Consider the following 14900-nt stretch of genomic DNA (forward strand, 5'->3'; position numbering starts at 1 on the left):
TTCCTTGTCTCTCGTTCCCTGTCAGCCGACGAGTCGCACGCTGAACAGCTTTCTGGTCAATGCACCGAGTGGGCCCGGCTTCAACGGGTCAACCTCGACCAGCTCTCCATCACAACTGAAGCTCACTGCCTGTGGGGTCGGAGCAGGGGCCGGAGTTCCGCCCCCAGCGGGGCTGGTGCCGGTGGGGCTGGGAGTGGGGACTGCACCCAAGTGGCACTTCGACTCGATCAAAGCCGTGGCAGTTGCCGTTCCGTGCATGCTGCCGGTGCCGGGGACCACTGAATCACCCACGGTCCTGTTGGTCTCCACCGTGACAGTGAATCGTGGGAGGGAGGGCTCACAGGTCGCCTTCGCATCGTTCTTCGCCGCGAAAGCCTCTGCCGCGGCGCAGGCTTCGCCCACTTTGAAGAACTTCCCGTCAATGATCTTCTTCCAGTCCGCGGGCTGCGCTGCGGCGAGGTCGAGATCGAGCAGCACCCGGTCCCTGGCCTCCCGGCCAGCCGCCAAGGCCGCCGCGTCCGCGGCACCCTGGGCATCGCTGCGCGTGACCGACGCCTGGCCGATGACGAAGAGGGCGAGCGCGGCGAACAGCAGGCCCGCCACCATCACCACGTAGATGGGAAAGGCCTGCCCCTGATCACGCCCGAGGTCCCGCTGCCTGTGCACTAGCCGGCTTTGATGTCCGTCACCGCCTGCTTGATCCGCTTGGTGATTTCCGAGCCGATGCCGGAACCGACGATCGCTCCCACGATCACGATGACCACCAGGATGATGCCCAGGTACTCGAACGCGGTCTGGCCGCGGTCGAGTCCCGCGTACCGTCGGCGGAGCCGCGTCGTGGCCGTGTCCGCCCAGCCGTTCACCCTGATCCGCGCCTTCACGGCGGTCCTCAGCAGCGTGTTGTGTGACATGGGGGTTCCCTCCCGGGCCGGTACCGGTGTCGATTTGCGGACGGTACGGCGCGTTACCTCTCGTCACCAAGGGTCCCGGGACCCAATTACGGACCCACTGCGCACTCTGTCTACCCATGACCGGTCACTCCTGGACGGGCTGTTCCCAGCCAGCGGGCTATCGCCTCGCTGCGCGTCGCGCTCTGGAGCTTCGCGAAGATGCGGTTGATGTGGTTCTTGACCGTCTTCTCGCTGATGAAGCAGGCGGCGGCGATCTGCTGATTGCTCATCCCGGACGCGATCAGATCCATGATCTCCACCTCCCGGGAACTCAGCCCGAAGACAACAGAGTTGTGCATCCTCTCGGAAGACTGTGCCACATCCCGTTGCGGATGCGAAGAGGTACGCAGTTCCGCCAGCAGCGCGCTCGCCGCCGTCGGGGTGAAGTGGGGGCGGCCCAGCGGGGCGTCGCGTACCGCCCGGAGGAGTTCGTCCGGGGTGAACTCGCCGTGGACGAGGTAGCCGCCCGCGCCCAACAGCAGCGTCTCGCGGACGACTTCGGCCTCTCGGCTGTACGTCAGCATCAGCACGGGCGCCAGCTGCACCAGGTGCGGCAGCGCGGAGATCCCGTCCACCCCCGGCATCCGCACGTCCAGCAGGACCACGTCCGGGGCGTGCCGGCGGGTCAGGCTCAGGGCCTCGCGGCCGTCCACGGCCTGGGCGGTCACCTCGATGTCCTCGGCCGCGCCGAGGACGGCCGCCAGGCCCGCCCGGATGACCGGGTTGTCGTCGGCGATGAGCACGCTCAGTCGTGCCATGGCTCAGCCACCCCCGAACAGCGCGCCGAAGTCGACGTTCGCGCCGTAGACGAAACCGCAGACCAGCAGGATGAGCGTGCCCGGCAGCATGAACATGGTGACCGCGAAGGTCGCCTTCGGAACGGCCCGGGCCGCGCGGCGGCGGGCGTTCTGGGCGTCCGTACGGCGCATGTCCTCGGCGATCGCGATCAGCGTGTCGACGATCGGGGAGCCGAGCTCCTCGCCCTGCTGGAGGGCCGTCACGAACTGCGCGACCTGTTCGCTGTCGTTGCGGCGCCGCAGTTCGTCGAAGGCCTGCCGGCGGCTGACGCCCATGTCCATCTGCTGGAGCGTGATGCGGATCTCGTCGGCCCACGGCCCCTCGTACTTGTCCGCCACCCGGTCCAGCGCCTGCCGGAAGCCCAGCCCCGCGCTCACGACCACGGCGAGGACGTCCAGGAAGTCGGGCAGGGTCCGCTCGATGTGGTCCCGGCGGACCCTGATCGCGGACCACAGGCCGACCTCGATCCAGAACAGGCCGAAGGCGACCATGAGCAGGGCCGCCACGAGCTGTCCGTTGATCAGCATCGAGAAGGCGCCCACGGCGCCGAGGAGGCCGTACACCGCGCGCCTGGCCGCGTACCGGTCGATCGTCAGGCCGGCCGGGTTGCCCGCCATGTCGATCTGGCGGCGCTTGCGGGCCACCCGGTTCGCGCCCATCGCGCTCAGGACCAGCGGTGCCCAGCGGATGCCCATGCGGTCGACGAGGGATCCGACCGCCGTCGTGCGGGTGGCTCCCACCTCCAGGGCCAGCGCGAGGTCCGTGGGCAGTTTCACGTCCGCGCGGTAGAGGCGGATGCCGTGGAAGGCGCCGAGCACCGACACGGCCACGGCCAGCGCGAGCAGAAGTCCGGTCATCGTTCCGTCGCCCCCCTCACACGTCGATCTTCGACAGGCGGCGGATCAGGAGGAAGCCCAGCGCGAACAGGCCCAGGGAGACGAGGACGGCAGTCTGGCCGAGGAACGCTCCCGTCATCCGGTCCAGCGCGCCCGGCATCATCATGTCGACCAGCAGCAGGGAGCCGAGGCCGATGGCCGGCACCAGGTAGGCCGTCACCGTCACCTGGGACAGCTGGGTGCGGATCTCGCGGCGCGTCTCCTTGCGCTGCTCCAGGGTCACCGTCAGATTGCGCAGGCTGTCCACGATCGCGCCGCCCGCGCGGGCGGACAGGACGAGGGTGGAGACCAGGACGACCAGCTCCCGGGAGGGGAGGCGTTCGGTGAGTTCGCCCAGGGACTCGTCGATGGAATGGCCGACGGCGAGGCGGTCGGCGACGCGCGAGAGTTCCTCGCCCGCCGGGGCCTCCAGTTCCTCCGCCGCGATGCCGATGGCCGTCCGCAGGGCCAGCCCGGCCTGGGTGGCGTTGGCGAGGATGCGGGCCAGGTCGGGCAGTTGGTTGATGAACCGTTCCGTACGGCGCAGCCGCTGCCAGTTCAGGAAGGCGTTCGCCGCCCAGAGGCCGACCGCGCCCGCCACCGGCCCGAAGAACGGTGCCAGGAGGGCGGACGCGATGAGCCAGACGGCCGCGACGGAACCGAGCATGTAGACGAAGAACTCGCCCGGCGTGAGGTCCAGGCCGGTCGTCGCCAGCTTCAGCTCGATGCGGCGGCCGAGCTTCGTCCTGCGCAGCCGCCGGTCGACGCCGGCGAAGCGGCGCCGCCGCCCCAGGGGTTCGGGGACGCCGCTCGCCGAGAGGCGCTCGATCAGTGCGGCGCGCTGGGCGCGCCCGGCGACGTACGCCTGGAGGCCGGCGACGACGAGCACGCAGGCGAGCAGCGTGGCGCCGAGGGTGAGGAGGATCAGTGGGTTCACAGGGCGGTCCGGGGGATGTGCGGGGTGGCGAGGGGAGCCGTCAGGGGGTCGTCGGCCGCGACCCCGAAGGCCTGCGGGATGGGCTGGTTGTTCATGTAGAGGCGCTCCGCGATCCGGCGCGGCAGCGGGTAGTACTCGAAGTAGCCGTGGACGCGGCCGTCGGCCCCCATGGGCTGGGCGGCGAAGCGGCAGACGGTCGTGATGCGGAAGGGCTCGCGGCCGTGGGATTCGAGGATGGAGATCTCCGTGATGCGGCGCGATCCGTCCCCGAAGCGGGTGAGCTGGACGATGACGTTCACGGCGCTGTTGATCTGGTCCTGGAGCGCCTCGAAGGGGATCTCGACCTCCGACATGGAGGCGAGGGTCTGGAGGCGGGTGAGGGCGTCGGAGCTGCTGTTGGCGTGGACGGTCGCCAGGGAGCCGTCGTGGCCGGTGGACATGGCCTGGAGCATGTCGAGGGTCTCGCCGCCGCGGACCTCGCCGACGATGATGCGGTCGGGGCGCATGCGCAGGGAGTTGCGGACGAGGTCGCGGATGGTGATCCGGCCCTTGCCCTCCACGTTCGCCGGGCGCGATTCGAGGCGGATGACGTGTGCCTGCTGGAGTTGCAGCTCGGCCGAGTCCTCGATGGTGATGATGCGCTCGCCCTCCGGGATGAGCCCGGACAGGGCGTTGAGGAGGGTGGTCTTGCCGGTGCCGGTCGCACCGGAGACGATCAGGTTCATCTTCGCGGCGACGAGGCCGGACAGCAGGAGCAGCATCTGCTCGTCGAGCGAGCCGAGGCCGATCATCTCGTGGAGGGTGAAGGCGCGCGGGAAGCGGCGGATGGTGAGGGTGGCGCCGGTCAGCGAGAGCGGCGGGATGATGACGTTGACGCGCTCGCCGCTGGGCAGGCGGGCGTCGACCATCGGATTGGCCTCGTCGACCCGGCGGTTGACGGTGGAGACGATGCGCTCGATGGTCTGCATCAGCTGCTCGTGCGAGGCGAAGCGGATGGGCAGTTGCTCGACGCGGCCGGCGCGCTCGACGAAGATCTGGTCGGGGCCGTTGACCATGATCTCGGAGATGGAGGCGTCTTCGAGGAGCGGTTCGAGCACGCCGAGCCCGAGGGCCTCGTCGACGACGCGGCGGATCAGCTGCGCGCGCTCGGCGGTGGACAGGACGGGCCCTTCGCGGCTGATGATGTGGCCCAGTACGCGTTCCAGGCGCGCCCGGCGCTCGGCGGGCGCGAGCGCGGACATCTCGGCGAGGTCGATCTCCTCCAGCAGCTTCGCGCGGTACGAGGAGACCAGCCGGCCGTCCTCGCGCGGGCTGTGCCGGTCGTCGGGGGTGTTGACCCGGGAACGCAGGCTCATGGTCCGGTCACCTTCGGGTCGTCGTTGGGCATGACCGCCGTGGCCTTGGCGTCGGCGATGTCGAGCCCGGGGATGATCGCGTTGATGTGGATGGTGGCGACGGCGGTCACGGCGTCGTCGGTCTTGGTCACGTTGACGATCGCGCCGAGCCCTTCCCTGACGGCCGCCACGCCGGCCGCCTCCCCGCCGCTGCCGTTGCGCGCTTCCACGCGCGCCGCCGTGCGGGCCGCCGTGTCCGCCTGCTCGTGGACGTACGCGATCCAGCCGAGCTGGATGCCGCACAGCGCGACGAACAGCAGGATCGGTATGAAGCCGATGTACTCCAGGGCCACTTGGCCCCGGTCGGAGCGGATGCGTCGCTTCACGTCACTTCGCCTCCTTCTCCATCGCCGCGCCGCCGGTGCCGTCGATGTCCCCGAAGTCGAGGCCCGGGAAGAGGACCGGGATGCCCAGGCGGACCTTCGCCCGGTAAATGTCCCCGGACTGCGCGCATTCCACCCGCAGGTTCCACGCGTCCCCGATGTGCTCCTTCGCCGCCGCCCGGCACTGCGCCTCCCCCTTCACCGCCCCCGCCCGCGCCGCCTCGTCCGCCGCGTTCCCGGCCAGGGAGAACGCGTACCCGATCAGTACGCACTCCCACACCGCCGCCACGAGCAGCAGGATCAGCGGGACCATCCCGACGAACTCGACCGCCACCTGGCCCCGATCGCCCCGGTCCGCCCGGCCCGATCTCCGCGACGGCATCCGTCAGCCCTCCCGGCCGCGGCGCAGGCGGGAGACCGGGCCCGGGGCGCGCAGCGCCAGCGCTCCGCCCGCGGTGGCGGTGGCGGTGGCCGGGGCGTTGTCCGGGGCCGACAGGAGGCCGAGCTCGCCCGCCAGCGTCCACAGCGCCTGCTTGACCGTCGAGCGGTTGTCGAGGTCCTGGACCCGCCCGGCGTCCACCACGGCCTGGAGTTCCTTGAAGGCGGCCGGGACGGGGGTGCGGGTGGCGCGGGTCTTGGTGATCTTCTCGATCAGGGCGGGCTGGATCTCCGTGTGCTTGCTGTGGCGGTTGACGACCATGGTGGTGTCCTCCGCCTTGCGCACCTGGAGGCGTTCCCACATCCGGACCATCCGCTTCGCCGCCCGCACCGCGACCACGTCCGGGGTGGTGACCAGCACCGCCACGTCCGCCATCTCCACCGCGGCGGCGTTCGCGCCGGTCACCTGCGTTCCGCAGTCGATCACGACGAGCTCGTAGCGGCTGCGCAGGGCGCCGACGATGTGGCGCGCTGCCCGGTCGTCGACCTCCTCGCCCCGTTCCCCGTCCGCGGGGGCCAGCAGGAGCGCCAGGCCCGTCCGGTCGTCGTAGACGGCGTCCTGCAGGACCCGCGGCGAGATGTCCTGGATCCCGGCGAGGTCGGCGATGGAGCGCCGGAACTGCACGTCGAGGTACGAGCCCACGTCCCCGGCCTGGAGGTCCAGGTCGACCAAGGCGGTACGCCGCCCGGAGGCGGCCGCGGCCAGGGCGAACTGCACGGCGGTGAAGGTGGTGCCCACGCCGCCCTTGGCCCCGGTGACGGTGACCACCCGGCCCCCCGGCCCGGTGAGGACGTCGGCGGCGCCCCCGCCCAGGTGGCGGCGTACGCCCGCGGACCACTGGGCGGCGGCCTGGACGCGGGCCGCGAGTTCCTCGTAGGAGAGGGGGAGGGCGATCAGGCCGCGTGCGCCCGAGTCCATCGCGGCGGAGAAGAGTCCCGGGCCGGCGTCGGAGGAGATCAGCACGACGCCCACCGCCGGGAAGCGCAGGGCGACTTCGCGGATGAGGTCCAGCGCGGGCACCGGGCCGATCCGCTCGTGGACGAGGACGACCTCGGGCAGTTCGTCGACGGAGTCGGCGGCGAGGCGGGCGAGGGTGTCCAGCAGCGACGTCGAGTCGGGGACCGGGGCGGCGGGCTCCGCCGACGGGAGCTGGCTGAGCAGGGTGGAGACGGCGCGCGCGGCGTCCGGGTCACCGACCGCGGGGAGGATTCGGGTGGTCATGCGCGCCTCACTTGTCCCCGTCGAGGGTGTACGTACGGTCGCTCGGGCCGGGCGCCGAGTCGGTGCCGGGTGCCACCAGGGCGAGGCGTACGTGTTCCGCGAAGGACTCGGCGTAGGCGACGCGCTGGGTGTCCTTGGTGTTCAGGGCGAAGGTGATCGGGACGGCCTCGGCCGGGCCCTTGCGGTCGCTGTCCTTGTCCAGGGCGGTGAGCCTGCCGACGCCGAGGACCCGCGCGTTGGCGACGATGATCACCGACCGCGACGGGTCGCCGTCCTTGGCGCCCTTGAAGGTGGCGATGATGTTGACCTTGGCGCCGGAGGTGATCTTTCCGGCCACGCCCGTCGCCGCGTCGATCATGATGGCGATCTCCTGCTCCCCGGGCTGGAGCTGCGGGCGGTCGACGAACATGTCCGCCTGGAGCAGGGAGCCCTTCTTCAGGGTGGTGAGCGCGATCTTGCCGCTCAGGGCTCCGAGGTCGGTGACGGCGGTCTCGGACAGCCAGCGCTTGGGGATCCTGACCTCTTCGAACTGCCCGGCGGCGAGCGGGCTGTACGGGGCTATGTCGCCCTTGGCCCGGTACGCGACCACCTCCGCGCCGACCTTGGAATTGACGTCGCCGATCACCACGAGGACTCCGGCGAAGGCCCCCAGGGCGCACAGGACCGACAGGAGCAGCAGAATGACGCCGCGGCGCTGGCGTGAGTTCATGGGCCTTACTACCTCGCCGTTCTTCGTTCGTTCGGGGGAATCGGTCGGTCAGGGTCTGGAGCCCGCGGCGGCGGCCGACGCCGTGGACGGCGGCGGCGCGGCCGGCGGGGCGGTCAGCGGGGCGGCGCAGAAGCCGCAGCGGTCGCCGATGAGTTCGAGACCGCACCAGCGGCACTCCTCGCGGCGGACCGAGGCGACCAGCTGGTAGAGCACGGACAGGTCCGGGATCCCGGCGGCGAACTCGACGAGCTTGGGGGTGCCCCACCAGCCGGGTGACAGGGCGGGCAGCGGGTTCTCCATGACGCCCTGCACCTGCCAGGCGGGGGCGAGCTCGGCCGTGACCCAGTCGGAGGTGAGCTGGCCGCGGGCGAAGACGAGGTGCGTGGCGAACTCCGGTCCGGACGGCACGGCCCTGTCCTGGCCGCCGGCCCCGGCGCCGGGTTTGGGCAGCTTGGCCAGGTGCGGCGCCGGGTGGGCCATGACGGCGAACTGCGCGCTCGGCGACCAGGACCTGGCGTGCGCCCCGAGTCCGACCGGGACGCGGACCCGGTCGAGTTTGGCGACCGAGCCGAGCAGCGCGCCCGCGTGGATGTAGTGGGACAGCAGCCGAGCGGCGGAGGCGATGATTCCGGGGCTGAAGTCGCAGACGCTGAGCTGGCGCAGCTGACGCACCAGCAGGGCCGTTCCCAGCGGCGGCAGATCGATGCCGAGGAGCGCGATCCGGTCGGTTTCCAGGATGGACCGTACGGTGTGCAGCCGCCGGACGGTCGCGGCGGGCAGCCAGGGCGGTACGACGGCCACGAGGTGCCCGTGCCTCTCCAGCAGCGCGCTGGTCTCGGCGAGCGCGGACTCCAGGTCGAGCTGCTCCGGCGGATGCAGGACGGCGGCCCCGGGCGTGTGCCGGTCGGGGGCCGGAAGCACCAGATCGGCGCTGGTGACAGCGATGGCGGTCGGCACGCGAATCCCCCCGTTCACCCCGTACTCATCCGGTGCTTGCCCGGCACTCACCCCTGCGCGACCGCAAACGTGCGAGGCGCGCGCCCCCTTGCTCCAGCACCATATCCGCGTCGTCCCTGGCAGGGCAGGGCCTTGGGAATACCCGTGCCTCCGGCACCTGTCGCAGGTGACCGGAAAACCGGACAACCGGGATCGGACGACCGATCAGTTCCGGCCACTTCGCAAAGACCCTTGACACGAGGATTGGTCTGGACCAACTTGTGAGCGGGGTGCCCCACTCACCCTGACGTCCCCTCACTCCCCCCACGGAGCCCACGTGAACCGCATACGCTCCCTCGCCCTGCTGGGCGCCGCCACCCTCGCCGTCGGCGGCCTGACCGCCCTCGCCACCGGCACCGCGCAGGCCGCCGACGTCAACGTCGCCCGCAACGGAGGCTTCGAGTCCGGCCTCGCCGACTGGTCGTGCACGGGAGGCGGCGGCGCCGTCGTCTCCTCGCCCGTCTACGCCGGGGCCGCCGCCCTCCAGGGCACCCCGGCCGGCTCCGACAACGCCCGCTGCAGCCAGACCGTCACGGTCAAGCCGAACTCGACCTACACGCTGAGCACGCAGGTCCAGGGCAGTTACGTGTACCTCGGCGCGACCGGGACCGGCACCCAGGACGTCTCCACCTGGACCCCCGGCTCGGGCGGCGGCTGGCAGAAGCTCTCCACCACCTTCACCACCGGTCCCACCACCACGCAGGTCACCGTGTACACCCACGGCTGGTACGGCCAGCCGGCCTACCTGGTCGACGAGTTCAGCGTCTTCGGCCCGGACGGCGGCGGGGGCACCGACCCCGGCCCGAGCCTGCCCGGCGCACCGGCCGGGACCACCGTTTCCGGCCAGAGCACGAACGGGCTCACCCTTTCGTGGGGCGCGGTCGGCGGGGCCACGGGCTATCACGTGTATCAGGACGGCGTCCGCGTCCGGACCGTGACCACCGCCTCCGCCCAGATCACCGGACTCGCCGCCGCCACCTCGTACTCCTTCCAGGTGAGCGCGTACAACGCGGCGGGCGAGGGTCCGAAGTCGGCCCCGGTGACCGGGACCACGACCGGCGGCGGCGGCCCGAACCCGAACCCGGCCGTGCCCAAGCACGCGCTGACCGGCTACTGGCAGAACTTCAACAACGGCGCGACGGTCCAGCGGATCTCCGACGTCTCCGCCCAGTACGACATCATCGCCGTCTCCTTCGCCGACGCCACGACCACGCCCGGCGCCATCACCTTCAACCTCGACTCGGCCGGACTCGGCGGTTACACCGTGGCCCAGTTCAAGGCGGACATCGCCGCGAAGAAGGCGGCCGGCACGTCGGTCATCCTCTCCATCGGCGGCGAGAAGGGCACCATCTCGGTCAACGACTCCGCCTCCGCCGCCAACCTCGCGAATTCGGCGTACGCCCTGATGCAGGAGTACGGCTTCACCGGCATCGACATCGACCTGGAGAACGGCCTCAACCCCACCTATATGACGCAGGCGCTGCGCGCGCTGTCGGCGAAGGCGGGCCCCTCGCTCGTCCTCACCATGGCCCCGCAGACGATCGACATGCAGTCCACGCAGGGCGGCTACTTCAAGACCGCGCTGGCCGTCAAGGACATCCTCACCGTCGTCAACATGCAGTACTACAACAGCGGCTCGATGAACGGCTGCGACGGCAAGGTGTACTCCCAGGGCTCGGTGGACTTCCTCACCGCGCTGGCCTGCATCCAGCTGGAGGGCGGCCTGGACCCCTCCCAGGTGGGCATCGGCGTCCCGGCCTCCCCGAGCGGCGCGGGCAGCGGCTACGTCTCCCCGACCGTCGTCAACAACGCCCTGGACTGCCTGACCAGGGGCACGAGCTGCGGTTCCTTCAAGCCGTCGAAGACCTACCCGGGGCTGCGCGGCGCGATGACCTGGTCGACCAACTGGGATGCCAAGGCGGGTGGTGCTTGGTCCAACGCGGTGGGTCCGAAGGTCCACGGCCTGCCGTAGGCGGTAGGTGTGGGGGTGGCCTGAATCGGACACTTGACCGGGCCATGTCACGAGAGCACGCTGTGCGGCATCCGCACGGCGGGGGCGCCCGCCGCCCCCACCCCCCACACTCCCCACCCAGGAGAACGCATGCGGCTCCATTCCCGCCGAAGGGCGGCCGTCACGGCCGCCCTTCTGGCGCTCGCGCTGGGCGCACCCGCCTACGGCATGAGCGCGACGGCGTCCCCACCGCCCACCCCGTCCACCGCGACCCAGGACGAGGCCATCGTCCAGTACGAGATCCAGGGCCCCTCCACGGCGGCCGAGCGCACGGCCCTGCTCCGTACGGGCGTCTCGATCGACGAGGTCGACGCCCGCTCGGTCGTCGTCAGCGCCGACACCATGCAGGCCGAGAAGCTGCGGGCGCAGGGGTACCAGCTGAACGCCCTGCCCGGACCGCCCGACCGCTCGCTGCCCGGTGTCGCGGCGAGCCCGATGGACTTCCCCTCGGCGGACTCGAAGTACCACAACTACGCCGAGGCGACCGCCGAGATCAACCAGCGCATCGCGCAATACCCCTCGATCATGACCAAGCAGGTGATCGGGAAGTCGTACCAGGGCCGGGACCTGATCGCCATCAAGATCAGCGACAACGCGGCGACGGACGAGGCCGAGCCCGAGGTCCTCTTCACGCACCACCAGCACGCGCGCGAGCACCTGACCGTCGAGATGGCCCTGTACCTGCTCAACGAGTTCGGATCCAAGTACGGGACCGACGCCCGGGTCACCAACGCCGTCAACGGCCGCGAGATCTGGATCATCCCGGACCTCAACCCGGACGGCGGCGAGTACGACATCGCCACCGGCTCCTACCGCTCCTGGCGCAAGAACCGCCAGCCGAACTCCGGCTCCTCGTACATCGGCACGGACGAGAACCGGAACTGGAACTACAAGTGGGGCTGCTGCGGCGGCTCCAGCAGCAGCAAGAGCTCCGAGACCTACCGCGGTCCGGCCGCCGAGTCGGCGCCCGAGGTCAAGGTGGTCTCGGACTTCGTGCGCGGCCGGGTGGTCGGCGGCAAGCAGCAGATCAAGGCCGCCATCGACTTCCACACGTACAGCGAGCTGGTGCTCTGGCCCTTCGGCTACACCTACAACGACACCGCCCCGGGCCTGACCGCCGACGACCTCGCCGTCTACAAGAAGATCGGCACGAGCATGGCGGCGAGCAACGGCTACACGCCGGAGCAGTCGAGCGACCTCTACATCACGGACGGGACGATCGACGACTGGCTGTGGGGCAACCAGAAGATCTTCGCCTACACCTTCGAGATGTACCCGGAGAACGGCGGGGGCGGCTTCTACCCGCCGGACGAGGTGATCGACCGCGAGACCGCCCGCAACAAGGACGCGGTGCTCCAGCTGCTGGAGAACGCGGACTGCATGTACCGCTCGATCGGCAAGGAAGCCCAGTACTGCACCGCCTAGCGCACCGGTGAACCGAGGGCGCCCCACCGGCAGGGGGGCGCCCTCCGCCTGTCCGAGGACCTCGCCTGTCCGAGGACGGCGCCTACCCGAGGACGGCCAGGGCGTCGATCTCGACGAGGAGCCCCTCCGGCAGGCCGACGTACACGGTGGTGCGGGCGGCGGGAGCCTCCTTCAGGCCCTGCTCCTCGAAGTAGGCGTCGTAGACGGCGTTCATCTCGGCGAAGTGCGCGGTGTCCGTGAGGTAGACGCGGATCATCATCACGTCGTCCCAGCCGGCGCCACCCGCCTCCAGCACGGAGCGGACGTTCTCCAGCGTCCGCAGGGTCTGCTCGCGCAGCGTCGCACCGGCGACGGTGGGCGGCCGGCCGTCGACGTGCGGAAGGAAGCCGACCTGGCCGGCGACCTGGAGGATGTTCCCCTTGCGCACGCCGTGCGAGAACCTCGCGGGCGGCGTGGTGTGGGTCTCGGGGGTGAGGGCGGTCTTCCCGGTGCTCGCTGTCACGTCTTCTCCTGTGCTCCTGAGTAGTCCTGGCTGATGGCGTCGGCGGTACGCAGTACCAGCGGCAGCAGTTCGAGCAGCCCCTCGGCCGCCAGGACCACGCCCGGCGCGGAGAGCGACAGCGCGGCGACCACCCGCCCGTCCGGCCCGTGCACGGGCGCGCCGAGGCAGTTGATCGACTCCTCGTGCCCGCCGAGGTCGGTGGCCCAGCCCTGCTCCCGTACGAGGTCCAGCTCGCGGAGGAAGGCCGCCGCGTCCGGGGTGGAGCGGGCGGTGTAGCGGGGGTAGTCGATGCGCCGGGCGAGGGCGAGGCGCTCGGCCTCGGGCAGGTCGGCGAGGAGCAGTTTGGCGACCGCGGCGACCGTGAGGGGCACCGGCTTGCCGATGCGGGAGTACATCCGCACCGGGTAGCGGCTGTCGACCTTGTCGACGTACACGACCTCGTCGTCCTGGTGCAGGGCGAGGTGCACGGTGTGCCCGGTGGCCTTGTTCAGCTCGACGAGGTGGGGGTGCGCGATCTCGCGGACGTCCAGGTTCTCGATGGCCTCGGCGGCGAGCGCGAAGAGTCGCGCCCCCAGCCGGTAGCGGCCGTCGGCCTGCCGGTAGACGAAGCCGTGCGCGTGCAGCGTGCGCAGGAGGCGCAGGGCGGTGCTCTTGTGTACGCCGAGCGCGTCGGCGACCGCGGCCAGGCCGGCCGGGCCCTGCGCGAGCTGCGGCAGCACCGCGAGCGCCCGTTCCACGGACTGGCTCATCCCTCGTCCTCCCGTACGGTCACTGCAACACCAGCTCCGCCGGTGCCGGGGCTCCGCCCGGACCCGCGCCTCAAACGCCGGCGGGGCTGGATCTCGCCCGGACCAGTCCACCAGGCACGGACAATTTCAGCCCCGCCGGCGTTTGAGGCGCGGGGTCCGGGGCGGAGCCCCAGCAGCGGCGCCGCTGCAAACGTTGACCCACCGTCATGCGGGATGTTAGACACGGGCAGCGGTACACGCAACGACCGTTGCACAGAATGCAACCACCGGGAGGCACCCGCATGGCCAGCGACCCCGTCAAGGAACTCGCCGACGAGCCGGTCGACCACCGGTTCAAGGGCCTCCCCCCGGACGCCCAGGCGGCCGGTCTCACCGTGGGACAGCTCGCGGCGCAGCGGCGGGACCTGCACACCGGCGGCTTCACCACCCCCGTGCTGACCCTCGACGCCGACGCGCTGGAGCACAACCTCGCCGCGCTCGGCACCTACGCCGCCCGCCACGACCTCGCCTTCGCGCCGCACGGCAAGACCTGCATGTCCCCGCAGCTCTTCCGCCGCCAGCTGGAACACGGCGCGGTGGGCATCACCGCCGCCGTCCCCCACCAGGTGCGCGTCTACCGCGCCTTCGGCATCGAGCGGATCTTCCTCGCCAACGAGCTCGTCGATCCCGTCTCGCTGCGCTGGATCGCCGACGAGCTCGCCGCCGACCCCGACTTCCGCTTCATCTGCTACGTCGACTCCGTGCGCGGGGTCCAGCTCATGGACCGCGCCCTGAAGGGCCACCCGGCCCGCATCGACGTCGTCGTGGAGGTCGCCGCCGGTGAGGGCGCCCGCACCGGCGCCCGCAGCGACGACGACTGCCGCGCCGTCGCCGACGCCGTCGCCGCCACCGACACCCTGCACCTCATCGGCGTCGCCGGCTACGAGGCCGAGGTCCCCGACGCCGACCCGGCCCGCGTCGAGGCGTACCTGCGCCGGCTGACCGGGCTCGCCGTCGAGTTCGACAAGGCCGGCCGCTTCGCCGCGGACCTGAACGAGATCGTGGTCAGCGCCGGCGGCTCCGCCTGGTTCGACGCCGTCGCGGAGGTCTTCGCCGAGATCCCGGAGCTCTCCCGGCCCGTCCTCAGGCTGCTGCGCTCCGGCGCGTACGTCTCCCACGACCACGGCTGGTACACCCGCCTCACGCCCTTCAACCGGCACCCCGAAGAGGGCGGCCTGCGCCCGGCGTTCCGCCTGTGGACCCAGGTCGTCTCCCGGCCCTCCCCCACCCAGGCCTTCGTCAACGCGGGCAAGCGCGACATCGCCTACGACCTGGGCCTGCCGCAGGCCGAGGTGGTCCGTGACCCCCTCACCGGCGAGGAGCGCCCCGCCACCGGCGTCCGCGTGGTCAAGCTGTCCGACCAGCACGCCTGGCTGGAGACGGACTCCGCCGACGACGTCCAGGTGGGCGACTGGGTGGCCCTCGGCATGTCCCACCCCTGCACGATCTTCGAGAAGTGGCAGCTGATCCCGGTGGTGGAGGCCGACGGCACGGTCACCGATTTCGTCCGCACCTTCTTCTGAGCGGACCGG

The 14900-nt window shown here is 71.2% G+C and carries 16 protein-coding genes; 3 read left to right on the top strand and 13 right to left on the bottom strand.

The window, feature by feature from the left end:
• Positions 1–21: 21 nt before the first annotated feature.
• The 11 genes from AC07DU_RS04155 to AC07DU_RS04205 form a co-directional block, all read right to left on the bottom strand.
• Complete coding sequence (locus tag AC07DU_RS04155; RefSeq protein WP_479109520.1) at positions 22–666, bottom strand: pilus assembly protein TadG-related protein; 645 nt, start codon at positions 664–666, stop codon at positions 22–24.
• Positions 666–911: a hypothetical protein gene (locus AC07DU_RS04160; RefSeq protein ID WP_360898659.1), complete on the bottom strand. Its 246-nt coding sequence runs from the start codon at positions 909–911 to the stop codon at positions 666–668. The genes AC07DU_RS04155 and AC07DU_RS04160 overlap by 1 nt, the downstream gene beginning before the upstream one ends.
• Before the next feature lie 110 nt (positions 912–1021).
• Positions 1022–1708: a response regulator transcription factor gene (locus tag AC07DU_RS04165; RefSeq protein WP_360898657.1), complete on the bottom strand. Its 687-nt coding sequence runs from the start codon at positions 1706–1708 to the stop codon at positions 1022–1024.
• A gap of 3 nt (positions 1709–1711) precedes the next feature.
• On the bottom strand, positions 1712–2605 hold the full coding sequence (locus AC07DU_RS04170) for a DUF5936 domain-containing protein (protein WP_360898655.1): 894 nt from the start codon (positions 2603–2605) through the stop codon (positions 1712–1714).
• Between the two features lie 16 nt (positions 2606–2621).
• On the bottom strand, positions 2622–3560 hold the full coding sequence (locus tag AC07DU_RS04175; RefSeq protein WP_360898653.1) for a type II secretion system F family protein: 939 nt from the start codon (positions 3558–3560) through the stop codon (positions 2622–2624).
• The gene (locus tag AC07DU_RS04180) at positions 3557–4915 is read right to left on the bottom strand and encodes a CpaF family protein (RefSeq protein WP_479026706.1); all 1359 of its coding nucleotides are present in this window, start codon (positions 4913–4915) and stop codon (positions 3557–3559) included. The genes AC07DU_RS04175 and AC07DU_RS04180 overlap by 4 nt, the downstream gene beginning before the upstream one ends.
• Positions 4912–5280 carry a TadE/TadG family type IV pilus assembly protein gene (locus AC07DU_RS04185; RefSeq protein ID WP_479109523.1) on the bottom strand — a complete coding sequence of 123 codons (369 nt, stop codon included), beginning with the start codon at positions 5278–5280 and terminating at the stop codon, positions 4912–4914. Before AC07DU_RS04185 ends, AC07DU_RS04180 begins: the two co-directional genes overlap by 4 nt.
• A 1-nt stretch (position 5281) precedes the next feature.
• Positions 5282–5659, bottom strand: a complete 378-nt coding sequence (locus AC07DU_RS04190; protein WP_453372805.1) for a TadE/TadG family type IV pilus assembly protein — start codon at positions 5657–5659, stop codon at positions 5282–5284.
• Positions 5660–5662: 3 nt separating this feature from the next.
• Complete coding sequence (locus AC07DU_RS04195) at positions 5663–6937, bottom strand: CpaE/TadZ family protein (RefSeq protein ID WP_479109525.1); 1275 nt, start codon at positions 6935–6937, stop codon at positions 5663–5665.
• A gap of 7 nt (positions 6938–6944) precedes the next feature.
• Positions 6945–7646 (bottom strand): Flp pilus assembly protein CpaB, encoded by a 702-nt coding sequence (cpaB, locus tag AC07DU_RS04200; protein WP_360898643.1) that lies wholly within the window; start codon positions 7644–7646, stop codon positions 6945–6947.
• A 48-nt stretch (positions 7647–7694) separates the two neighbouring features.
• Entirely contained in the window at positions 7695–8603 is a 909-nt protein-coding gene (locus AC07DU_RS04205) for a hypothetical protein (protein WP_479026696.1), read from the bottom strand.
• Positions 8604–8919: 316 nt separating this feature from the next.
• Here AC07DU_RS04205 and AC07DU_RS04210 point away from each other — a divergent pair, with 316 nt between their 5' ends.
• Together AC07DU_RS04210 and AC07DU_RS04215 are read left to right on the top strand one after the other, a co-directional pair.
• Positions 8920–10614: a chitinase gene (locus AC07DU_RS04210; RefSeq protein WP_479109527.1), complete on the top strand. Its 1695-nt coding sequence runs from the start codon at positions 8920–8922 to the stop codon at positions 10612–10614.
• 129 nt (positions 10615–10743) lie between these two features.
• Positions 10744–12078 (top strand): M14 family metallopeptidase, encoded by a 1335-nt coding sequence (locus AC07DU_RS04215; RefSeq protein ID WP_479026690.1) that lies wholly within the window; start codon positions 10744–10746, stop codon positions 12076–12078.
• 82 nt (positions 12079–12160) lie between these two features.
• Here AC07DU_RS04215 and AC07DU_RS04220 read toward each other — a convergent pair whose 3' ends face one another.
• Positions 12161–12580 carry a RidA family protein gene (locus AC07DU_RS04220; protein WP_479109530.1) on the bottom strand — a complete coding sequence of 140 codons (420 nt, stop codon included), beginning with the start codon at positions 12578–12580 and terminating at the stop codon, positions 12161–12163.
• On the bottom strand, positions 12577–13329 hold the full coding sequence (locus tag AC07DU_RS04225; RefSeq protein WP_360898635.1) for an IclR family transcriptional regulator: 753 nt from the start codon (positions 13327–13329) through the stop codon (positions 12577–12579). Before AC07DU_RS04225 ends, AC07DU_RS04220 begins: the two co-directional genes overlap by 4 nt.
• A 281-nt stretch (positions 13330–13610) precedes the next feature.
• Here AC07DU_RS04225 and AC07DU_RS04230 point away from each other — a divergent pair, with 281 nt between their 5' ends.
• Positions 13611–14891 (top strand): alanine racemase, encoded by a 1281-nt coding sequence (locus tag AC07DU_RS04230; protein ID WP_453285874.1) that lies wholly within the window; start codon positions 13611–13613, stop codon positions 14889–14891.
• Positions 14892–14900 lie beyond the last annotated feature (9 nt).

Source organism: Streptomyces sp. NPDC045695, from assembly GCF_056432025.1.